Origin of the sequence: Streptomyces sp. NPDC086023 (assembly GCF_044540325.1) — a bacterium.
Taxonomy (GTDB): domain Bacteria; phylum Actinomycetota; class Actinomycetes; order Streptomycetales; family Streptomycetaceae; genus Streptomyces.
The window spans coordinates 672484-693026 of sequence record NZ_JBITRX010000002.1 but is presented as its reverse complement, the minus strand read 5'-3'; the positions used below and the strand labels follow the sequence as shown (position 1 = coordinate 693026).

At 74.3% G+C, this 20543-nt stretch carries 22 protein-coding genes; 11 read left to right on the top strand and 11 right to left on the bottom strand.

Features of this window, described 5'->3' with window-relative positions; all coding sequences use genetic code 11:
• Window positions 1-91: 91 nt before the first annotated feature.
• The 3 genes from ACIF6F_RS06455 (at window position 92) to ACIF6F_RS06445 (ending at window position 5133) form a co-directional block, all read left to right on the top strand.
• Window positions 92-1291 carry a methyltransferase gene (locus tag ACIF6F_RS06455; RefSeq protein ID WP_399941997.1) on the top strand — a complete coding sequence of 400 codons (1200 nt, stop codon included), beginning with the start codon at window positions 92-94 and terminating at the stop codon, window positions 1289-1291.
• Between the two features lie 102 nt (window positions 1292-1393).
• A complete protein-coding gene (locus ACIF6F_RS06450) occupies window positions 1394-3145 on the top strand; it encodes a SpoIIE family protein phosphatase (protein WP_399941994.1) in 1752 nt (583 codons plus the stop codon).
• A gap of 182 nt (window positions 3146-3327) precedes the next feature.
• On the top strand, window positions 3328-5133 hold the full coding sequence (locus ACIF6F_RS06445; RefSeq protein ID WP_399941993.1) for a beta-galactosidase family protein: 1806 nt from the start codon (window positions 3328-3330) through the stop codon (window positions 5131-5133).
• 17 nt (window positions 5134-5150) lie between these two features.
• On the opposite strand, the gene ACIF6F_RS06440 is transcribed toward ACIF6F_RS06445, so the two are convergent.
• A complete protein-coding gene (locus ACIF6F_RS06440) occupies window positions 5151-6068 on the bottom strand; it encodes an NADP-dependent oxidoreductase (RefSeq protein WP_399942212.1) in 918 nt (305 codons plus the stop codon).
• Between the two features lie 239 nt (window positions 6069-6307).
• On the opposite strand from ACIF6F_RS06440, the gene ACIF6F_RS06435 reads away from it, so the two are divergent.
• Complete coding sequence (locus tag ACIF6F_RS06435) at window positions 6308-7147, top strand: chitosanase (RefSeq protein WP_399941990.1); 840 nt, start codon at window positions 6308-6310, stop codon at window positions 7145-7147.
• Between the two features lie 42 nt (window positions 7148-7189).
• Here ACIF6F_RS06435 and ACIF6F_RS06430 read toward each other — a convergent pair whose 3' ends face one another.
• From ACIF6F_RS06430 to ACIF6F_RS06400, 7 genes are all read right to left on the bottom strand, one after another.
• The gene (locus tag ACIF6F_RS06430) at window positions 7190-7408 is read right to left on the bottom strand and encodes an alpha/beta fold hydrolase (protein ID WP_399941987.1); all 219 of its coding nucleotides are present in this window, start codon (window positions 7406-7408) and stop codon (window positions 7190-7192) included.
• Window positions 7405-8073: an alpha/beta fold hydrolase gene (locus ACIF6F_RS06425; RefSeq protein WP_399941984.1), complete on the bottom strand. Its 669-nt coding sequence runs from the start codon at window positions 8071-8073 to the stop codon at window positions 7405-7407. The genes ACIF6F_RS06430 and ACIF6F_RS06425 overlap by 4 nt, the downstream gene beginning before the upstream one ends.
• A 208-nt stretch (window positions 8074-8281) precedes the next feature.
• Window positions 8282-9712 (bottom strand): dihydrolipoyl dehydrogenase family protein, encoded by a 1431-nt coding sequence (locus ACIF6F_RS06420; RefSeq protein ID WP_399941981.1) that lies wholly within the window; start codon window positions 9710-9712, stop codon window positions 8282-8284.
• A 137-nt stretch (window positions 9713-9849) separates the two neighbouring features.
• Window positions 9850-10239 (bottom strand): thioredoxin, encoded by a 390-nt coding sequence (gene trxA, locus ACIF6F_RS06415; RefSeq protein WP_399941979.1) that lies wholly within the window; start codon window positions 10237-10239, stop codon window positions 9850-9852.
• Window positions 10240-10375: 136 nt separating this feature from the next.
• Window positions 10376-11815: an aldehyde dehydrogenase family protein gene (locus ACIF6F_RS06410; protein ID WP_399941978.1), complete on the bottom strand. Its 1440-nt coding sequence runs from the start codon at window positions 11813-11815 to the stop codon at window positions 10376-10378.
• 148 nt (window positions 11816-11963) lie between these two features.
• On the bottom strand, window positions 11964-13148 hold the full coding sequence (locus ACIF6F_RS06405) for a thiolase family protein (RefSeq protein WP_399941975.1): 1185 nt from the start codon (window positions 13146-13148) through the stop codon (window positions 11964-11966).
• 232 nt (window positions 13149-13380) lie between these two features.
• Window positions 13381-14415 carry a LacI family DNA-binding transcriptional regulator gene (locus ACIF6F_RS06400; RefSeq protein WP_399941972.1) on the bottom strand — a complete coding sequence of 345 codons (1035 nt, stop codon included), beginning with the start codon at window positions 14413-14415 and terminating at the stop codon, window positions 13381-13383.
• Window positions 14416-14637: 222 nt separating this feature from the next.
• Here ACIF6F_RS06400 and ACIF6F_RS06395 point away from each other — a divergent pair, with 222 nt between their 5' ends.
• The 7 genes from ACIF6F_RS06395 (at window position 14638) to ACIF6F_RS06365 (ending at window position 19145) form a co-directional block, all read left to right on the top strand.
• Complete coding sequence (locus ACIF6F_RS06395) at window positions 14638-15882, top strand: MFS transporter (RefSeq protein WP_399941969.1); 1245 nt, start codon at window positions 14638-14640, stop codon at window positions 15880-15882.
• 76 nt (window positions 15883-15958) lie between these two features.
• Window positions 15959-16657 (top strand): alpha/beta fold hydrolase, encoded by a 699-nt coding sequence (locus ACIF6F_RS06390; protein ID WP_399941967.1) that lies wholly within the window; start codon window positions 15959-15961, stop codon window positions 16655-16657.
• A gap of 300 nt (window positions 16658-16957) precedes the next feature.
• Window positions 16958-17299, top strand: a complete 342-nt coding sequence (locus ACIF6F_RS06385; protein ID WP_399941965.1) for an ArsR/SmtB family transcription factor — start codon at window positions 16958-16960, stop codon at window positions 17297-17299.
• A gap of 151 nt (window positions 17300-17450) precedes the next feature.
• Window positions 17451-17873, top strand: coding sequence for a pyridoxamine 5'-phosphate oxidase family protein (locus ACIF6F_RS06380; RefSeq protein ID WP_399941963.1), 423 nt, complete (start codon window positions 17451-17453; stop codon window positions 17871-17873).
• Between the two features lie 17 nt (window positions 17874-17890).
• Window positions 17891-18295: an ATP-binding protein gene (locus tag ACIF6F_RS06375; protein WP_399942209.1), complete on the top strand. Its 405-nt coding sequence runs from the start codon at window positions 17891-17893 to the stop codon at window positions 18293-18295.
• Window positions 18296-18442: 147 nt separating this feature from the next.
• Entirely contained in the window at window positions 18443-18733 is a 291-nt protein-coding gene (locus tag ACIF6F_RS06370) for a hypothetical protein (protein WP_399941959.1), read from the top strand.
• 40 nt (window positions 18734-18773) lie between these two features.
• Complete coding sequence (locus ACIF6F_RS06365; RefSeq protein ID WP_399941956.1) at window positions 18774-19145, top strand: ArsR/SmtB family transcription factor; 372 nt, start codon at window positions 18774-18776, stop codon at window positions 19143-19145.
• A 30-nt stretch (window positions 19146-19175) separates the two neighbouring features.
• On the opposite strand, the gene ACIF6F_RS06360 is transcribed toward ACIF6F_RS06365, so the two are convergent.
• From ACIF6F_RS06360 to ACIF6F_RS06350, 3 genes are all read right to left on the bottom strand, one after another.
• Window positions 19176-19334: a DUF6126 family protein gene (locus ACIF6F_RS06360; RefSeq protein ID WP_399941954.1), complete on the bottom strand. Its 159-nt coding sequence runs from the start codon at window positions 19332-19334 to the stop codon at window positions 19176-19178.
• A 119-nt stretch (window positions 19335-19453) separates the two neighbouring features.
• Window positions 19454-19648: a hypothetical protein gene (locus tag ACIF6F_RS06355; protein WP_399941951.1), complete on the bottom strand. Its 195-nt coding sequence runs from the start codon at window positions 19646-19648 to the stop codon at window positions 19454-19456.
• Between the two features lie 140 nt (window positions 19649-19788).
• On the bottom strand, window positions 19789-20532 hold the full coding sequence (locus tag ACIF6F_RS06350; protein ID WP_399941948.1) for a carbonic anhydrase: 744 nt from the start codon (window positions 20530-20532) through the stop codon (window positions 19789-19791).
• Window positions 20533-20543: the final 11 nt, after the last annotated feature.

Sequence of the window (20543 nt, the reverse complement as noted above, 5' to 3'; positions counted from 1 at the left end):
AACGGCCGCGGGGCCAGACGCCTCTCCCCCGGGCCGGCCCCGGGGCCGCGCGGCGGCCGGGGCGGGGCGGCTCGGCTAGCCTGGGGCCACGATGACTGGCACCACTGAGAACCGCTTGACGACGTCCTGGGGCGACTACGGCCTCACCCGCTTCCCCGAGGACCCCCGCGACCAGCTGCGCGCCTGGGACGCCTCCGACGAGTACCTGCTGAGGCACCTGGTCGGCGGCACCGGGGAGGTGCCGGCCGTTGACGTGTCACAGTGCAATGTCACCGTGTTCGGTGACCGCTGGGGCGCCCTGGCCACCGCCCTCGCCGGGCGCGCCGCCTCCCTGACCCAGATCACCGACTCGTACCTGGGCCGCCGGGCCACCGAGGCCAACCTCGCCCGGGCCGGCGTGCCCGAGGACGGCGTACGCCTCCTCACCACCCAGGACGAGCCGCCGACCCGCATCGACGTCCTGCTCGTACGGGTCCCGAAGAGCCTGGCGCTGCTGGAGGACCAGCTCTGCCGTCTGGCGCCCTCCCTGCACGCCGGCAGCGTCGTGATCGGCACCGGCATGGTCAAGGAGATCCACACCTCGACCCTGGACCTCTTCGAGCGGATCATCGGCCCGACCGTCACCTCCCTCGCGGAGAAGAAGGCCCGGCTGATCTTCGCCACGCCCGAGCCCCGCGAGAAGCCCGTGCCCAGCCCCTGGCCGCTGGTCTACACCCTGGGACCGGAGGCCGGCGCGGGCCCGGCCGAGGGCCTCACCGTCACCAACCACGCCGGCGTCTTCTGCGCCGACCGCCTCGACATCGGCACCCGCTTCCTGCTGGCCCACCTGCCGCCGTGGCGGGGCCCCGGCACCATCGTGGACCTCGGCTGCGGCAACGGCGTGGTCGGCACCGCCCTCGCCAAGGGCAGCCCCGAGGCCGACGTGATCTTCACCGACGAGTCGTACCAGGCGGTGGCCTCCGCGGAGGCCACGTACCGGGAGAACATCGGCCCGGGCGCCCTCGGCATCCCCCGGTTCCTGGTGGGCGACGGCATCGCCGACCTCCCGGCGAACTCGGTGGACGCGGTGCTCAACAACCCGCCGTTCCACTCCCACCAGTCGCTCACCGACGCCACCGCCTGGCGGATGTTCTCGGGGTCCCGCCGCGCCCTGCGCAAGGGCGGCGAGCTGTGGGTCATCGGCAACCGCCACCTCGGTTACCACCTGAAACTGCGCCGCCTCTTCGGCAACTGCGAGCTGGTGGCCAGCGACGCCAAGTTCGTGGTGCTCCGCGCGGTCAAGACCCGCTGACGGCCGGACCGGCCGCCCCGTCCCGCATGCCGTCGGCCGCCCCGTGGCCGACCATGGGGACCGAGGGCGGTCGGCGCCCCCGGGCGGCGAGGAGGCAGGCGGATGTGCGCGGAGGGCCCCGACCCGGCGTACCCGGGGCCGTACCTCTTCTCGGCGGACGCCGAGGCGGTGATCGCCGCGGCCGGGCGGACCCTGGCCCGCGAGTACCGCCTGCTGCGCCAGATCCTGCACGGCACCCTGGCGGGGGTGGCCGTGCTCGACACCGAGCTGCGCTACCTCTACGTCAACCCCCACATGGCCGTGATGACCGGCATCCCCGCCGAAGAGCACCTGGGGCACACCCTCGCCGAGCTGCTGCCGGCCGTCCGGCGGCCCGACGAGGCCCTGTACGACGTGCTGCGGGACGGACAGCCCCGTGAGGTGGTCGGCACGGGCAGCACCCTGGCCGACTCACCCCACGAGAGCAGGGTGTGGCGTGTGACATATCACCGCCTGGAGGAGGACGGCGAGGTCCTCGGCCTGGTGGGCATCGGCCTGGAGATCAGCGCATCCCGCGAGCACCAGCGGTCCCTGGAGCGGGCCCACGAGCGGCTGATCCTGCTCGACACCGCGGCCGTCCGGATCGGCACCACCCTCGACGTCGACACCACCTGCCGCGAACTGGCCGAATTCCTCGTGCCCGGCCTGGCCGACGCGGCCAGCGTCGAGCTCCTCATCCCGGAGGAGCCCAACGGCCATCCCCTCCCCCCGCCCGGCATCCTCCGGCTGCGCCGCGCGGCCATGGCCTCCGTCCCCCAGCTCACCGCGCACGTGGCCGCCTTCGGGACCGCGGGCTCGTACGTCGACCTGCAGCCCGGCGCGGCCATCCGGCGCAGCCTGGAGACCGGGCACCCCTGGATGGACAACCTCTCCTCCGACGAGGTGATGAGCAAGGCGGCCCCGAGCGCGGAGCGGGTGGCCGCGTACCGGGCCGCCGGCATCCACTCCTCCCTCGTCGTGCCGCTGCTGGCCCCCGACCACCCCCTGGGCACGCTCACGCTGGTCCGGGCCGGGGCCTCGCCCGTCTTCGGTCCGGAGGACGTGCTGGTGGCGCAGAGCCTGGCCGAGCGCGCCTCGCTCAGCCTCGCCAAGGCCGAGCGGTTCACCCGCGAGCACACGATGGCCCTCGAACTCCAGCGCGCGCTGCTCTCCGAGCCCTCCCTCCCGCACCCCGACCTGGAGGTGGCGGCCCGCTACCTGCCGTCCGGCAACGGCGCGCTGGTGGGCGGCGACTGGTACGACTCGATCGCGCTGCCCGGCTGGCGGACGCTGCTGGTGATGGGCGACGTCATGGGGCACGGGGTGGAGGCCGCGGTGGCGATGAGCCACTACCGGTCGATGATCCGCGCGCTCGCCGTCTCCGGGCACCCGCCGCGCGAGATCCTGCGGTACGCGGACGCCATGGTCGCGCGCTCCGGGTTCGACCGGGTGGCCACCTGCCTGCTGGTCAGCGTCGACACGCGGCAGGGCCTGTGTACGTACGCCAGCGCGGGCCACCTGCCGCCGGTCGTGCTGCGGCCGGAGGAGGCGTCGGTGCTGGTGCCGGTGGAGCCGGGGCCGCCCCTCGGGTCGGGCCTGGCCGAGTACACGGAGATCCGGTACGGGCTGCGGCCCGGGTGCGTGCTGCTGCTGTTCACCGACGGGCTGGTCGAGCGGCGCGGGGAGGACATCGACCGCTCGCTCGCCAGGCTGGTCGGGCTGGAGGTGGCCCCCGAGCTGCCCCTGGCGGAGGCGCTCGACCGGGTGCTGGCCCACCTGTCCGCCGCCCGGGCCGAGGACGACATCGCCGTGCTGGCCGCGCGGGTCACAGCGTAGTCAAGGACCGCGCCCCGCCCGGGATCCTCGATCAGGATGCCCCCATGACGCCACCGCCGCACCGGCCGCCCCAGCCGTCCCCGCTCCCCGAGCCGTCTCCGCCGTCCCCCGCGTCCCCTGCCTCCCCCACATCCCCCGCGTCTCCCGCGTCCCCCGCGTCCCCCGCGTCCGAAGGTGCCGACGTGCCCGGGTCCGCCGCCACCGCCGCCGTCGGCTCCCGCCGGCTCGATGTGACCGGTGACATGTTCCGGCGCGACGGCCGGCCGCACCGCATCGTGTCCGCCGCGATCCACTACTTCCGGGTCCGCCCCGAACTGTGGCGGGACCGGCTGCAGCGGCTGCGGGCGATGGGCGTCAACACCGTCGAGACGTACGTCGCCTGGAACTTCCACCAGCCCACGCCGGGGCGGGCCGACTTCGACGGGGACCGCGACGTGGCCGCCTTCATCCGGCTCGCCGGCGAGCTGGACCTGGACGTGATCGTCCGCCCGGGCCCGTACATCTGCGCCGAGTGGGAGGCAGGCGGACTGCCCGGCTGGCTGTCGGCCGACCCGGCGATGCGGCTCCGCCGCGGCAACGCCCCCTACCTGGCCGCCGTCGACGCCTGGTTCGACCTGCTCGTGCCGCGCCTGCTGCCGCTGCTCGCCTCCGCGGGCGGCCCGGTCGTCGCGATGGCCGTCGAGAACGAGTACGGCAGTTACGGCAACGACACCGGCTACCTGGAGCACCTGCGGGACGGTCTGGTCCGGCGGGGCGTGGACTGCCTGCTGTTCACCGCCGACGGCGCGGCGGACGGCTTCCAGCTGGGCGGCACCCTGCCCGGGCTGCTGACCACCGGCACGTTCGGCTCGCGCCCCGACGCCGCACTCGACTGCCTGCGCCGCCACCAGCCCCAAGGCCCTCTGGTCTGCATGGAGTTCTGGCACGGCTGGTTCGACCACTGGGGCGGCCCGCACCGCACCCGGGACGCCAAGGAGGCCGCGGGCGTGCTCGACCGCCTGCTGACCGCCGGCGCCTCCGTCAACATCTACATGGGCCACGGGGGCACCAACTTCGGCTGGTGGAACGGCGCCAACCACGAGGACGGCCGCTACCGTCCCGACACCACCAGCTACGACTACGACGCCCCGGTCGGCGAGGCGGGTGAACTGACCGAGAAGTTCCACCTGTTCCGGGAGGTGATCGCCCGTCACCTGCCGGTGCCCGGAGACCCGCTGCCCGGGGCACCCGCCCGGCTGGCCCCGGCCGCCGCCGCCGTCGGCGGGAGCGTCTCGCTGATCGGGTCGCTGGACGCGCTGGCCGACGTACACCACCGCCTCGAACCCGAGCCGATGGAGGCCTTCGGCCAGAACCTCGGCCTGATCCACTACCGGACCCGGCTGCGCGGGCCGCTGGACGGGGCGGAGCTGCGGGTGGACGGGCTCGCCGACCGGGCGCTGGTCCTCCTCGACGGGCACCCGCTCGGGGTGCTGGAGCGGGACCGGCCGGAGGAGGCGCTGCCGGTCGCCGTGCCGGCGGGCGGCGCGGTGCTGGAGCTGCTCGTGGAGAACATGGGACGCATCAACTACGGTCCGCTGCTGGCCGATCGCAAGGGGATCACCGGCGGGGTGCGGCTGGACAACCAGTACCAGTTCGGCTGGGAGGTCCGGCCCCTTCCGCTGGCGGACCTGTCCGGCCTGGAGTTCGGTGCGCCCGGCGGGGCTGGGGGGCCGGCCTTCCACCGGCTGGAGCTCGAAGTCGCCTCTCCCGCCGACGGGTTCCTCGCGCTGCCCGGCTGGACCAAGGGGGCGGTGTGGCTCAACGGCTTCCATCTGGGCAGGTATTGGGACCGGGGACCGCAGCGCACGCTGTACGCGCCGGCCCCGCTGTGGCGGTCGGGCGTCAACGAACTGGTGGTGCTGGAGCTCCACGAGCCGGGCATGCTGGTGGAGTTGAGGGACCGTCCCGACCTGGGACCGACGGAGGCGGCCGACATCCCCGTCTGGTGAGTCGTACGGCGACCCGTTCAGACCGAGATGACGATCTTCCCGTGCACGTGGCCGGTCTGGCTGAGTGCGAAGGCGTCGGCCAGTTCCTCCAGGGGGAAGACCTGCGCCACGGGCACGGTCAGGCGTCCGCTGTCGGCGAGTTGGCCGAGTGCTTCGAGGTCCTTGCCGACGGGGCGCACCCACATCCACTGACCGCCCTCGGCCAGCACCGCATGGTCGGCGATGGAGGCGTGCCGGCCGCCGTCGGCGAGCACGGCGCGCGTCACGTCCACCACCCCGCCGACGAAGTCGGCGACCACGGTCACGCCGTCGGGGGCGAGCGCGCGCACCCGGCCGACCAGGCCGTCCCCGTACTCCACGGGCTCGGCACCGGCCTCGCGGAGCCGGTCGTGGTTGCGGGGCGAGGCGGTGCCGATGACCCGGGCGCCGAGGGCGCGGGCGATCTGCACGCCGAGGAAGCCCACTCCCCCGGCCGCGCCGTGGATCAGCACGGTGTCCTTCCTGCCCACCCCGAGCCGGGTGAGCAGCTGGTACGCGGTGAGCCCGGCCAGCGGCAGGCCGGCCGCCTCGTCCCAGCTCAGCGCGGCGGGCTTGGGCGCCAGGGCGCGGACGGGGACGCTGACGAACTCGGCGAAGGTGCCGCCGTGCACGTAGTCCTTCCGCGCGTACGCGATGACCTCGTCGCCCGGCGCGAACTCGGGCACGTCGATGCCGAGGCGTTCGACCACCCCGGCCACGTCCCAGCCCGGGACGACGGGGAAGAGCGTGTCCATGGCGCCGTCGAGGCCGCCCGACATCAGCTTCCAGTCGACCGGGTTGACCGCGGCCCGCCGCACCCGGACGAGGACCTCGCCCGGTGCCACTTTGGGCAGCGGACGCTGCGTCAGTTCCAGTACCTCCAGGCCTCCGAAGCGGTTGTAGGTCATGGCGCGCATCGTGTCGGACATGTGGGGCGGCCTTTCCTGGTGCGGGGCGGCGGCGTGCGTCGCACGCCGCCCACCCTATGCGCGGGGTGCCGCTTTCGCAGGGTGGCGCTCGGCGGGCCGCCGGGATTCGGCCGACCGCGCGAAGCGGCCGGCCGGGCCCAACAGCCTGCCCCAGCCGCCCCATTGACGCGAGCACGCCACCCCCACCAGACTGACAGGAAAGTTTACTGTCAATCACTGGAGGTACCGTGACAGCCCCCCACCGGCGCCCGAACCCCTCACGTCGGACCCTGCTCACCGGGGCCCTCCTGGGCGCCGCCGCCCTCGCCGTGCCGGCCACCGCCCTGGCCGCCGGCACGAGCACCCCGCAGGCCGCCGCGCTCGGCCTCGACGACCCGGCGAAGAAGGAGATCGCCATGAAGCTGGTCTCCAGCGCCGAGAACTCCTCGCTCGACTGGAAGGCCCAGTACAAGTACATCGAGGACATCGACGACGGCCGCGGATACACGGCGGGCATCATCGGCTTCTGTTCCGGCACCGGGGACATGCTGGACCTGGTCGAGCTGTACGACCGCCGCAAGCCCGGCAACGTCCTGTCCCGCTACCTCCCCGCCCTGCGCGAGGTCGACGGCTCCGACTCCCACGACGGCCTGGACCCGAACTTCACGCGCGACTGGCGCACCGCGGCCCAGGACCCCGTCTTCCGCAAGGCCCAGGACGACGAGCGCGACCGCGTCTACTTCAACCCGGCCGTACGGCAGGGCAAGGCCGACGGCATCGGCGTGCTGGGCCAGTTCACGTACTACGACGCCATCGTGATGCACGGCGACGGCACGGACTCCACCAGCTTCCGCAACATCCGCAAGCGGGCGCTGCGTTCGGCCAAGCCGCCGGCCCAGGGCGGCGACGAGGTGACCTGGATCGGCGCGTTCCTCGACGCCCGCGTCTGGGCCATGCGGCAGGAGGAGGCCCACAGCGACACCAGCCGCGTGGACACCGCCCAGCGCGTCTTCCTCCGCAAGCGCAACCTCGAACTGCGCACTCCGCTGGACTGGAAGGTCTACGGGGACAGCTACCACCTCGACTGACCGACCCCGCCCCCCACCCGCGCCGGCCGCCGGAGCCCGGCGTCAGCCGGCCGCCTCGGCCTCCGTCAGGAAGCCGTCGACCACGGCGCGGTAGCGCTCGGGCTCCTCGGCCGTCGCGAGGTGGGCACTGTGCTCGAACACCTCCCACCGGGCGCCGGGGATCCCCTCGGCCGGCGGCCGCACGGCTTCCGGAGTGAGCTCGTCGTACCGTCCCGTGGTGATCAGGACGGGCAGGCGCAGCTCCGGGAGCCGGGCGGTCACGTCCCAGTCCGCGAGACTGCCGGTGAGGTTCCACTCGGCGCCGACCATCGCCCCGTACAGCTCCCGGTTCGTCGCGCCGAAGCCTCGGCGACGTGGTCCGGGTACGGTGTCACACGGCACATCCACCGTACGTAGAACTCACCGGCCGCGGCCTGGTACTCCTCGCTGTCGGTCGTCCCCGCCTCCTCATGCCGGGCGAGAGTCTCGGCGACCGTCCCCGGCAGGGTGGCCGGCAGGCCGCGCACCCCGGCCGCGAAGAGCGCCGAGGCGGCCGGCGTGCCGGCCGGCACCAGGCTCGCGAGCCCGTCCGGCCGCCCCAGCGCGTACGACAGCGCCAGCATTCCGCCCCACGAATGCCCGAAGAGGTGGACCCGGTCCAGCCCGAGGCCGGCCCGGACCGCGTCGATCTCGGCGGCGAAGGTGGCGACGGTCCACTCGGCCGGGTCGGCGAGCGGGCCCGAGCGGCCGCAGCCCGACTGGTCGTAGAAGACCACGGTGCGGCCCCGCGAGCTGAAGTCCGACAGGTCCCACAGGTAGCCGTGCGGTACGCCGGGGCCGCCGTGCAGCACCAGCAGCGGCGGCCGGTCCCGGGCCGGCCAGGGCCCGGCGATCCGGTACCAGGTGCGGTTGCCCCGGAAGGGCACGGTCCCCTCGGTGATCTGCACGGCGCCTCCCGGCTGTTCGCGGCACCCCATCCTGGGGACCAGCCGCGCCCGGGACCGGGCCGACGCGCCGACGCGCCGCCGCGCCGACGCGCCGCCGCCGTGCGCCCGGGCGGACCCGCCACGGACGGCGGAAGGGCCCGGACCCCCGTCGCGGACGGCGGCGGAAGGGCCCGGGCGGGTCACGGGCGGCCGGGGGCGGCCCGACCCGTCAGCCGCGGTAGGTCTCCAGGAGGCGGAGCCAGACCTCGCTGACGGTCGGGAAGGCGGGGACCGCGTGCCAGAGGCGGGCCAGCGGTACCTCGCCCGCGACCGCGATCGTCGCGGCGTGCAGCAGTTCGCCGGCACCGGGCCCCACGAAGGTCGCGCCGAGCACCGTCTCGCGGTCCAGGTCCACGACCATCCGGGCGTGCCCGCGGTAGCCGTCGGCGTACAGCCCGGCGCCGGAGACCCTGCCGAGGTCGTAGTCGACCGCCCGCGCCCGGCGGCCGGCCTCCTCGGCCGCCGCGAGCGTCAGGCCCACCGAGGCCACCTCGGGGTCGGTGAACACCACCTGCGGCAGCGCCTCGACGTCCGCCGTGGCCGTGTGCGCCCCCCAGCGGTCGGTCTCCAGGACCGGCACCCCGGCCGCCCTGGCCGCGATGGCCCCGCCCGCGATCCGGGCCTGGTACTTGCCCTGATGGGTCATCAGGGCGCGGTGGTTGACGTCCCCGACCGCGTACAGCCAGTCGTGGCCCGGCACCCGGCAGCCGTCGTCCACGGGCAGCCAGTCGCCGGGCGTCAGGCCCACCGTCTCCAGCCCGATGTCCTCGGTGCGCGGGGTGCGGCCGGTCGCGAAGAGGAGCTCGTCCGACTCGATCGTCTCGCCGCCCGCCAGGACCACCGTGACCGGTCCGGTGCTGCCGTCGCGCACCACCGCCTCGACCGTGGTGCCGGTGCGGACCACCGCGCCCGCCTCGCGCAGGCCGTCCGCCACCAGCTCGCCCGCGAAGGACTCCATCCGGGGCAGCAGCCCGGAACCGCGGGCCAGTACGGTGACCGCGGAGCCCAGCGCCTGCCAGGCGGTGGCCATCTCGACGGCCACCACCGAGCCGCCGACGACCGTCAGGCGCCCCGGCACGTGCGGGGAGGAGGTCGCCTCGCGCCCGGTCCACGGGCGGGCCCCGGTCAGGCCCGGCAGGTCGGGGAGGCGGGCGCGGCTGCCGGTGGCGACGACCACCGCGTGCCGGGCGGAGAGCACGTGGTGCTCGCCCTCCGGGCTGGTGACGACGACCTTCCTGGTGCCGTGGAGGCGGCCGTGGCCGCGGTAGACGTGGGCGCCGATGGAGTCGAGCCAGTCGACCTGGCCGTCGTCCTTCCAGTGGCCGGTCCAGTAGTCGCGGTGGGCCAGCGCGGCCGCCGCGTCGAGCGGTCCCGCGACCGCGTCCCGCAGGGCCGGCACCCGCCGCGCGTCCGCCCGGGCCAGGGCGGGGCGCAGCAGCGCCTTGCTGGGGACGCAGGCCCAGTACGAGCACTCGCCCCCGATCAGTTCCGCTTCCACCAGTGCGGTGCTGAGCCCGGCGGCGCGGGTCCGGTCCACCACGTTCTCGCCGGCCGGTCCCCCGCCGAGCACCACGACGTCGTACTCCACAGCTTCGGTCATACGGTCAGTCTGGCGGCCGGCGCCGGCGCGGGTGGGCACAACGCGCCGCCTCCGCGGCCTCGGGGCGGGTGCCGGGCGCTCCCGCGGGCACAGGCCCCGCCGGCGGGGCGGGCTTCGGCGGTGCCGGGGACCGGCTGTCAGGCCTCGGTGGTGCCGCCGCCCGCGCCCGCCTGCTCCGCCTCGATCTTCTTGCGGACCTCGTCCATGTCCAGGGCGCGGGCCTGGCCGATCACGTCCTCCAGGGCCGCCTCGGGGAGCGCGCCGGGCTGGGCGAAGATCGCCACGCGGTCTCGGACGATCATGAGGGTGGGGATGGAGGAGATCCCGAAGGCCGCGGCCAGCTCCTGCTGTGCCTCGGTGTCGACCTTGCCGAAGAGCAGGTCGGAGTGGGTGTCGGAGGCCCGCTCGTAAACGGGGGCGAACTGCCGGCACGGGCCGCACCAGGACGCCCAGAAGTCGATCAGGACGAAGTCGTTCTCACTCACGACCTGGTCGAAGTTGTCCTTGGTCAGCTCTACGGTGGCCATCGCGTCGTCCCTGCTTTCGTCAACCGCGGGCCCCGTTCCGAGGCCCTGCTCAGGCGTCCCCGTCAACCGCTGGCGGGTGCCGGGTATTCCGGTTCGTGCCGGGGGCCGCCCGGCACGCCCCGTACGGAGGTCCCCCTCAGAACGGGTACCCGGCCGGCTCGCGCCTCACCGTGGTCCAGCGGAGTTCCGTGAAGGCGTCCAGGTTGGCCTCGCCGCCGAAGCGGGCCCCGGTGCCGGAGGCGCCGACTCCGCCGAAGGGCGCGACGGCCTCGTCGTTCACCGTCTGGTCGTTGACGTGGGCGATGCCGGTCGGGATGCGGTCGGCCAGCTCCAGGCCGAGTGCGATGTCACGTGTGACGATGCCCAGGGACAGCCCGTACGGACCCGCCGCGGCCAGCTCCGCCGCCTCGTCCAGGGTCGCGAAGGAGCGTACGGGTGCGACCGGCCCGAACACCTCCTCCCGGTAGGCGGGGGTGTCGTCGGTGACGCCGGCCAGCACGGTCGGCCGGTAGAACAGCCCCCGGTACGTGCCGCCCGCGACCAGCTTGGCGCCCTGGGCGGCGCTCGCCTCCACCAGCGCGTGCACCCGGTCGAGCTGACCGCGGTCGATCAGCGGCCCGAGGTGCACCTGCTCGCGGTGCGGGTCGCCGACGGCCAGCGACTCGGCGCGCTCGGCGAGCCGCTCGACGTACTCCGCGTACAGCGACTCGTGGACCAGGTGGCGGCCCGCGGTCATGCAGATCTGGCCCTGGTGGAAGAAGGAGCCCCAGGCCGCCTGCCCCACGGCGGCCTCGACGTCTGCGTCCGCCAGCACGACGAGGGCGGAGTTGCCGCCCAACTCCAGGTGGGCCCGCTTGAGTTCACGCCCGGCGGCCGCGCCGACCGCCCGCCCGGACTCGGTGGAGCCGGTGAACGACACCACCCGCACCCGGGGTTCGGCCACCAGCGCCGCCCCGGTGTCCCGCCCGCCGGGCAGCACGTGCAGCAGCCCCTCGGGCAGGCCGGCGGCTGCGAGTACGGCCGCCAGGGCCAGGCCGCCGGAGACGGCGGTCCGCGCGTCCGGCTTGAGCAGCACCGCGTTGCCCAGCGCCAGCGCCGGGGCCACCGAGCGCACGGCCAGCACCAGCGGCACGTTGAACGGCGCGATCACCCCGACCACCCCGGCCGGCACGCGCCGCGTGTACGAGAGCCGGGGCTCGGCGGACGGCAGCACCTGGCCGCCCGGACGGGAGGCCAGGGCGGCCGCCTCGTAGCACTCCTGGGCGGCGGTGCCCAGCTCGAAGTCGGCCTTGCCCGGTATGGAGCCGGTCTCCCGCACGATCCAGGTGCGCAGCTCGGCCGCGTGCTCGGCGAGCAGGTCGCCGGCCCGGCGCAGCACGGCCGCCCGCTCGGTGTACGGGGCGCGGCCCCACGCGCGCTGCGCGGCGGCGGCCCGGGCCGCCGCGGCGGACACGTCGGCGGGAACGGCGAGTTCGACGGTGGCGAGGGTGTCGCCGGTCGCGGGCTCGACGACCGGGGCGGTGCCGCCCGTGAGCGGAGCGGCGGACTGCCAGGTGGCGGGGTCGAGCAGCGGCATGACGGCGCCTTTCGGGGGTGGGCGCCCGGGCGGCGGGGGCCCGGCCGGGCAGCGGGCACGCGTCATGCTAGCCACGGCCGGTCCCCATATCAGGCCGGTTATCAGGCAGTTGGTGACCGGAAACGTTCGCCGGCCGGTCGCCTGGCGGTCAGCGTTCCAGGACCAGCGCGATGCCCTGGCCGACGCCGATGCACAGGGCCGCGAGGCCGGTGCCGGAGCCGGCCGCGGCCAGCTGGTGGGCGACGGAGCCCGCGAGCCGGGCGCCGGAGGCGCCGAGCGGGTGGCCGATGGCGATGGCGCCGCCGCGCGGGTTGACCAGGGCGGGGTCGAGTTCGGGCCACTCGGCCAGGCAGCCCAGGGCCTGGGCGGCGAAGGCCTCGTTCAGCTCGAAGGTGGTCAGGTCGCCGAAGCCGCGGCCGGCCTTGGCGAGGGCGCGCTGGACGGCGTCCACCGGGCCGAGCCCGAACAGGTGCGGCTCGATGCCGGTGACGGCGGAGGTGCGGATGCGGGCGAGCGGCTCGCGGCCGGTGGCCCGCAGCCCCTCCTCGTCGGTCAGGAGCAGGGCGGCGGCGCCGTCGTTGAGCGGGGAGGCGTTGCCGGCCGTCACGGTGCCGTCCGGGCGGAACGCGGGCTTGAGCCGGGCCAGGGCCTCGGGGGTCGAGCCCTCCCGGATGCACTCGTCGCGTACCAGCTCGACGCCCGGGTACGGGACGACCTCGCCGTCGTACAGGCCCGCGGACCAGGCGGCGGCCGCCTTGCGGTGGCTCTCCAGCGCGAAGGCGTCCTGGGCCTCGCGGGTGATGCCGTGCTTGTCGGCGACGAGTTCGGCGCCCTCGCCGAGGGAGACGGTCCACTCCTCGGGCATCCGCGGGTTGGTCATCCGCCAGCCGAGGGTGGTGGACCACATCTGCTGGTGGCCGGCGGGGAAGGCCCGCTCGGGCTTCTGCACCACCCAGGGGGCGCGGGTCATCGACTCCACGCCGCCCGCGACGGCCACCGAGGCGTCGCCGAGGGCGATGGCGCGGGCGGCCTGGACGACGGCCTCCATGCCGGAGCCGCAGAGGCGGTTCACGGTCACGCCGGGGACGGACACGGGCAGGCCGGCGAGGAGCACGGCCATCCGGGCCACGTCGCGGTTGTCCTCGCCGGCGCCGTTGGCGTCGCCGAAGACGACGTCGTCGATCCGGGCGGGGTCGAGATCGGGCGTACGGTCCACCAGAGCGCGAACGACGTGCGCGGCCAGGTCGTCGGGGCGGACCCCGGCCAGCGCACCGCCGAACTTGCCGATCGGGGTGCGGACGGCGTCGACGATGTACACGTCGCGGATGCTCATCGGGGTCTCTCCTGGGCCGGTCCGTGCGGGGACTGCGGGGCGCGTGCGGGGGTGCCGCTGCGCGGGGGCGCGTCTGATCAACGCGCCCGCAGTCTCCGCCCGCCACCGCCGCGTGTCAACGGTGACCCCCGCTGACCTGCGCAGACGGCATCCGGGGGCGGGGCGGGGTGACTCGGGGCGGGGTGACTCGGGGCGGGCCGGGAGGCCGCCGCGCCGCCGGGCGGCGTCCGGGTCAGCTGGATTCGCGGTGGACCAGCCGGGCGGCCATCAGGTCGTGGTGCTCCTGGGGCTCGGCGGGTTCGCGGACCACCCGGTCGACCAGCTCGGCGAGGCTGTCGCCGGTGGGCATCTCCAGCTGGACGGTGCTCAGCCGGGGGCGGAGCAGCCGGCCGATGAGGAGGTCGTCCGCGCCGACGACGGCCACGTCCTCGGGGACGCGGAGGCCGGCGTCCTGGAGGGCGCGCATCAGGAGCATGGCGTACTCGTCGTTGTAGGCGAAGACGGCGTCGAGGCCGAGGGCGGGCCAGCGGGCGGCGAGGCGTTCGGCGGAGACCTCGGTGTAGCTCATGGGGAGCGGTTCGACGTGCACGCCGGCGGTGGCGGCGACGGTGCGTGCGCCTTCGAGGCGGGGGGCGGAGAAGAGTTCCAGGCCCTCCTCCTCGGGGACGACGACGCCGATCCGACGGCGGCCGCGCTCGGCGAGGTGGGCGGCTGCCCGGGCGCCGACCTCGGTCTGGTCCATGAGGAGGGCGTGGGCTCCGGCGACGGTGCGGGGGCCGAGGGTGATGACGGCGCGGGCGCCGGCGCGTTTGAGGGTGGCGACGTTGCGCGGGGAGAGGGTGATCTCGCCGAGGGAGATCACGGCGACGGGGCGCAGCTCCGCCCAGGCGCGGGCGGCCTGGTCGCCGCTGAGTCCGAGGCTGCCGTACTGCACGACGGTGTAGTCGAGGCGGCGCAGGGCCCACTGGAGTTCGTTGAGGAAGCGGCTGTAGAGCGGGCCGATGGGGATGTGCGGGGTGGGCAGCAGGACGATCCGGGTGTGCCCGGCGCGCAGGCTGCGGGCGGCGGCGTGCGGGACGTAACCCAGTTCCTCGGCGGCCTCGCGGACCTTGCGGCGGGTGGGTTCGCTGATCCGGACCGCTTCGGCGTTGTTGAGCACGTACGACACGGTGGCGCGGGAGACACCGGCCAGGCGGGCGACGTCGGCGCTGGTCGGAACGGAGGGGGCGGCGGCGCCGGCCGGTTGCGGCTTCGATGACTGTGACATTGCGCTGGCATCTTTCCAGACCGGTCGGGTCCGGGGTCTAGCGGATGGCCGGAAACGAATGCTACACAGTGGTTACACGAGTCATTGACACGTGTAACCAGCCCTTGGACCGTGGCACATCGCCGCCCCCGCACCACGCGTATCCCGCGCCATTGCAATGTCACCCATGACCCGGCAGCGGCGCGCCCTCATCCGCACACTCCCCCTGCCCTGGAGGGCACCGTGGCCCTTTCCTCCCCCGGCACCGGCACGTCCGAGGCCACCGCCGCCCCGTCCCGCCCCGCACGCGGGCTGCTCCCCCTGCTGCTGGTCGGCAACACCGCGATGTACGCCCTGTACATCGGCGTCGCGGGCGTCCTGCTCGCGCTCCAGGTCGCCGAGATCGACCCCGCGCACAAGGTGGCCAACTTCGGCCTGATCGGAGGGGTCTCCGCGATCTTCGCGACCGTCTTCAACCCGGTCGCGGGCGCACTGTCCGACCGCTCGGGACGGCGCAACCCCTGGGTCCTCGGCGGCGGTCTGCTCGCCCTCCCCGCGATGTTCCTGCTCGGACTGGCCGACACCATCCTGCTGATCATGATCGCCTGGTGTCTCGGGCAGGCGGTCATGAACGTATACCAGGCCGCCATCACCTCCGTCGTGCCCGACCGGGTCCCGGTGTCGGCGCGCGGCAGGGCCTCCGCCGCCGTGGGGCTCGGCCTGCCGTTCGGCTCGACGATCGGCGCCCTGCTGGGCGCCGCGTTCTCCGACGACTTCCGCACCGGCTACCTGGTGTTCGGCGCGATCACGGCCGGGGCCGCCGTCCTGTTCACGGCCTGCACCAGGGAGGAACGCCTGCCGGCCCGGGCGCCGATGCCGGTACGGGCCCAGCTCGCCGCGTTCACCGCGGCCCTGCGGGACCACGACTTCCGGTGGGCGTTCATCGGCCGCGCGCTCCTCGTCCTCGGGTACTTCGCGGTGAGCGCGTACCAGCTGTACATCCTCCAGGACCACACCGCGCTGCCCGAGGGCATGGAGCCCGAGGAGGCGGTGGCGCTGCTGATGCCCCTGAACAGCGTGGCCATGGTGCTCTCCACGGTCCTCGGCGGCTACCTCTCCGACCGCTTCGACCGGCGCAAGCTGTTCGTCGGCGCCTCGGCCCTGCTGTCCGCGCTGGCGCTGCTGATCCCCGCGTTCTCCACCGGCTGGACCGCCATGCTGGCCTTCTCGGTCGTCAACGGCCTCGGCTTCGGCTGCTACATGGCGGTCGACACCGCGCTGGTGACCATGGTGCTGCCGGCCGCGGAGGACGCCGCACGGGACATGGGCGTGCTCAACATCGCCAATGCCGGCCCGCAGATCATCGCCCCGTTCATCGCCTCGGTCGTGGTGTCCGTGAGCGGCGGCTACACCGCACTGTTCCTGGTGGCGGCGGTGCTGTCGGTGGCGGGCGCACTGGCCGTGAAGCCGATCCGCTCGGTGCGCTGACCCGCTCGGTGCGCCGCCCCGCCCGCTCTCCTCACCCGGCCGACCCCACCCCACAGCAACCGAAAGAGGCACCACCGTGCAGCTGCACACCCACACCTGGGGCGACGGCGACCGCGTCGCCCTGCTCGTCCACGGCATCATGGCCGACCACCGCACCTGGCGACGGGTCGGGCCCGCGCTGGCCGGGCGCGGCTACCGGGTCATCGCCGTAGACCTGCGCGGGCACGGCAGGAGCGGGCGCGGCGCGTACAGCCCGGCGCTGTTCGCCGACGACGTGGTCGAGACCCTGCCCACCGGCGCGGACCTGGCCATCGGGCACTCGCTGGGCGGCCTCACCCTGCAGCTCGCCGTCGAGCGGCTGGCGCCGAAGCGGGCCGTGTACTCGGATCCGGCCTGGCACCTGGCGCTCCCGCAGGAGGGTTTCGGCCCGGAGATGTTCGCGCGGTTCAAGACGGAGGCCACCCGGGAGTCCGTCCGGCTGATGAACCCGCGCTGGGAGGAGACCGACATCGACGTCGAACTGGCCACCCTCGCCCTCTGGGACGAGGCCACCGCGCACTGCCTGGGCCCGCTCGTCGGCACCGACCTGCTGCCGGCCGCGCCCGTCGTGCCGTCGCTGGTCCAGCTCGCTGACCCGAGCTTCCTGATCGACGCCGAGCGGTCGGCGCTGCTGAGGCAGCGGGGCTTCGAGGTACGTACGGTCGCGGGCGCCGGACACACCATCCACCGCGACGACTTCGACGGCTTCATGACCTCCCTGGACGGCTGGCTCTGACGGCCCCCGCCTGACAGGCCCCAGCCCGGACCGGCCGGTCCCCCACCCACCCCGCCAGGGACCGGCCGGTCCGTACCGTCCGGCACCCGCTCCGCCGAGCGGGACGCCCGGGGGAGGCGCTGTCGGCTCCCGGCCGGCCTCATCGCACGGCGTCAGCACCGCCGCCCGGGTGTTTCGCAGCTTCCATAAATTGCAGAAGTCTGCAATTTCATAGATGCTGTGATTGCTGTATCCGTGGGCAGCCACGGATACGGCACCAGGCGTTTGCCCCGTTCGGGGTGGCGAGAAGGGTGCGAGACCGTGCCGGTTCCGCTGTATCAGGCGAAGGCCGAGTTCTTCCGGATGCTCGGGCACCCGGTGCGGATAAGGGTTCTGGAGCTGCTGCAGGGCGGGCCGATGCCGGTGCGGGACCTGTTGGCGGCGATCGAGGTCGAGCCCTCCGCGCTGTCGCAGCAGCTCGCGGTCCTGCGCCGTTCGGGGATCGTCACGTCGACCCGTAACGGTGCGACGGTCGTCTACGCCCTGGCGGGCGGGGACGTCGCGCAGCTGATGCTGGCGGCGCGGCGGATCCTGACCGAGGTCCTGACCGGGCGGAGCGAGCTGCTGGAGGAACTCCGCGAGTCCGGGGTCCCGGCCTCGTGAGCGTGAGCACGTCTGTGGAGGCCGTGCACGGCCGGATCCGTTCCGTGCTGCCGGCCCGGGCCGACCGTGATCGCCGGCGCCCGCAAGCAGCTGGAACAGGCGGGCTGCTGCCCCGACCGCACCACCGACGCCACCGCACCCGGAGAGCACGATGACCATCCCCGCCGACCTGCGCATGACCGAGGTCTCGGGCACCGAGGCCCTCTGGCTCCTCGAAGGCTCCACCCAGGGCCGACTCGTCTACGTCCAACGGGAGCTTGCCGTCATCCGCCCCGCCATGCACGTCATGGAGTACGGACGCCTCATCGTCCGCGCCCCCGTGCAGGCCGCCGCGGTCCCCGGCCGGGCCCTGCTGACCTACCAGGTCGACGAGATCCGCGCCCCGGCCGGGACCGGCTGGACGGTCAGCGCCCACGGCCCTGCCGACGTCATCACCAACCCGGACGAGGCCGCCCACTACCGGCGTACTCTGCGCGGCTGGGCCCACGGTCCGCACGACACCCTGCTGCGGCTGCACCCGCACCAGGTGTCCGGGTTCCGCCTGGCCCGTCCGGCGTCCGGGGCGGGCCGGTGAGCGTCCAGGCCCCGGCGATGCCGTACCGGCACGTGCTGGACGTACCGGCCACGGGCTCGGCCGTCCGCATCGCCCGCGAGACCACCGAACTCGTCCTCGTCGAATGCGGGGTGGGACTTCGCCATCCGAACGTTGGTCCGGCGCTGCTGATCCTGGCCGAGCTGGTCACCAACGTCGTCCGCCACGCCGCCGCGACCTCGCCGATGATCACCGTGACCTACGCGCACGGGCCGGGGGCGTTCGCGTTCGCCGTGCACGACCGGCACCCCTACCAGCCCGCCCTGTTCGGGGCGCTCGCCACCGCCCCGGGCAGCGGCCTGGCCATGGTGGTGGAGCTGACGATGGAGCTCGGAGGCACCGCCGTCGTACGGGCGGACGCGGACGGGCGGGGCAAAGCCATCTGGATCACCCTTCCCCTGTGAAGCCGGGGAGCTGACAACGACGATCGAATGGCGCTACACGACACGCCAGGACCTGAGTGTGCTGTCCCTGGCGGGGTAACTCGGCGCGGATGCCCCGACCGGTTCACCGGGGCCGTCGGCTGGGCCCTCGCCCTGGGCACCGGACCGGTGATCCTCGACCTGACCGGGCCGCTGGGCTGGTCGGCCGGCGGGCAGATCGCGGTCGCCCAGGCCGCCCGCCGGCTCGCCGAGCGCGGCTGCCGGCTCGAACTCGCCGCGATACCGGCCGACGGCTCCCTCGTACCCGACGCCACCTGCCCGCCCGTGCCCGTCCACTGTGGCCTCGCCCACGCCCTGGCCGCCCACGGTGCAGGCGGCACGGTCAGGCACGTCATGAACGGCGCCCCGCAGGGCGCGCGAGTTGCAGGCGTCTGCAATTGTGGAGGTCACAAGGCGTGAAGAGGGGCGGACAGATGCCTCGGCGAAGGAGCGGTTCCGGGTGGGCGAGACGGGCGGTCACGGCAGGGCTACGCAGGCGAGCACACCGCTGTACCAGCTGAAGGCTGACTTCTTCAAGACGCTGGGGCACCCGCTCCGCATCCGCGTGCTGGAGCTCCTGTCCGTACGTGAGCACGCCGTCGCCGAGGTTCTGGCCCAGGTCGAGGTGGAAGCCGCGAGCCTGTCGCAGCAGCTGGCCGTCCTGCGGAAGGCGAACCTGGTGGCCACCCGCCGGGAAGGTTCGAACGTGTACTACAGCCTCACCCACCCCCAGATCGCCGAGCTGCTGCGGGTCGCCCGCGGCATCCTGACCGGCCTCCTGGAAGGGCAGGCGGAACTCCTGGCCGACCTCAAGGCCGGCCGCCACGGCTGAGCGACGTGCCGCCGTGTGGCGGCTCCGGTGTCACTTCTGGGCGTGCTGCCCGAGGTGGAACAGCAACCAGACGAACCCGGCGAACAGGTGCGTGCCGAAGATGTAGAAGAAGGCCCGCATCGCGACGCCCCTCTCCTTCCACTTCTCGTGATCCGCGGCCGTGTCCTTCTCGGGCAGGTCGTCCGTCATGATGCGCCTTCCTTCCTGGTACCCGGCTGGGTGACGACCGGTCGGACGAGGACCGGGCGGTGCCGTCCACGTGCGATTCCGCACCTGGGCGGCCGACTGCCCGCCGGGGTGGCGGGCCATCACCGGCTGCTCTCGTCGCCGGTGGCCACGCCGTGATCGTGGGCCACGCGCAACGCGTCGTCCAGCTCCTCCGCGGCCTGGGCCTCCTCGAAGGCGTCGTCAGCTGCCCGTGCAGCCTGGAGCCGAGCCCGCGCGACGCGGACCCGTTCCAGCGCCGCTTCCTCGAACCCGGCCACACCGCGACCCCCGTCCACCGCATCCAAAACTAGTAAATTGCATAACTCTGCAAGTCTAGCCGGTGTGGGTCCGCCGGAGGTTCACCGGCCGCGGTACGCGGTCGGGCAGCCGGATCGCACCGCCGTGCCCGGCCCCTCGGAACCGGTTCCGGGGCCGGTCAGGACACCTTGTGCACCCGCTGGCTGGTCAGCTCGTACCGGGCGCCGACCACCGCGAGGCGACCGTCGGCGATCCGGGCGGCGAGGTCCGGCTCGGCGGCCAGACGGGCCCGCACCCGGCGCACGTGTTCAGTGACCGCCGCGTCCACTCGCGCCTCGCCCTGGAGCCGGTGGTCGATCGCCGGGCGGATCCGGTCCGCCAGGAAGCGGATGTGGGCCGGAAGCTCCGCGCCGTCGTCGGCGTGGACGGCGGCGGTGACCGCCCCGCACCCCTGATGGCCCAGGACGACGATCAGCGGGACCGCAAGCTCCAGCACCCCGTAGGCGATGCTGCCCAGCACCGCCTCGTCCAGGACCTCACCCGCCGACCGCACCGTCAGCAGGTCTCCCAGCCCCTGGTCGAAGACCAGCTCCGGCGGCACTCTGGAGTCCACGCACCCCAGCACCACCGCGAAGGGATGCTGCCCGCCCACCAAGGCTCTGCGCACGGCGCGGGCCCGGTCCGGATGGCTCTCGTGAAAGGTCCGCCACCGCGCGTTCCCCGCCGCCAGCTCTCGCCACGCCCGCACGGGCCCCGACGGCCGCAGCCCACCGCCGGCCGCCGGTTCCGTCCGCGCGCCGGACGCCGCCAGCGGCCCGCACACCAGCCCGGCAGCCAGCGCCGCCACCCCGCCGAGCCCCGCACGCGCCAGGCGGCGCCGTCCCCCGAACACCCCGGATCCGCAGTCACGATCACCACTCATGTCCGGACAAA

Coding starts and splice junctions, on each gene's coding strand:
- ACIF6F_RS06350 (WP_399941948.1), bottom strand. CDS start 20,532: ATGAGTGGTGATCGTGACTGCGGATCCGGGGTGTTCGGGGGACGGCGC.
- ACIF6F_RS06405 (WP_399941975.1), bottom strand. CDS start 13,148: ATGAGCATCCGCGACGTGTACATCGTCGACGCCGTCCGCACCCCGATC.
- ACIF6F_RS06410 (WP_399941978.1), bottom strand. CDS start 11,815: ATGCCGCTGCTCGACCCCGCCACCTGGCAGTCCGCCGCTCCGCTCACG.
- ACIF6F_RS06450 (WP_399941994.1), top strand. CDS start 1,394: ATGTGCGCGGAGGGCCCCGACCCGGCGTACCCGGGGCCGTACCTCTTC.
- ACIF6F_RS06360 (WP_399941954.1), bottom strand. CDS start 19,334: ATGACGGACGACCTGCCCGAGAAGGACACGGCCGCGGATCACGAGAAG.
- ACIF6F_RS06380 (WP_399941963.1), top strand. CDS start 17,451: ATGACCATCCCCGCCGACCTGCGCATGACCGAGGTCTCGGGCACCGAG.
- ACIF6F_RS06440 (WP_399942212.1), bottom strand. CDS start 6,068: ATGCGCGCCATGACCTACAACCGCTTCGGAGGCCTGGAGGTACTGGAA.
- ACIF6F_RS06420 (WP_399941981.1), bottom strand. CDS start 9,712: ATGACCGAAGCTGTGGAGTACGACGTCGTGGTGCTCGGCGGGGGACCG.
- ACIF6F_RS06375 (WP_399942209.1), top strand. CDS start 17,891: ATGCCGTACCGGCACGTGCTGGACGTACCGGCCACGGGCTCGGCCGTC.
- ACIF6F_RS06455 (WP_399941997.1), top strand. CDS start 92: ATGACTGGCACCACTGAGAACCGCTTGACGACGTCCTGGGGCGACTAC.
- trxA (WP_399941979.1), bottom strand. CDS start 10,239: ATGGCCACCGTAGAGCTGACCAAGGACAACTTCGACCAGGTCGTGAGT.
- ACIF6F_RS06400 (WP_399941972.1), bottom strand. CDS start 14,415: ATGTCACAGTCATCGAAGCCGCAACCGGCCGGCGCCGCCGCCCCCTCC.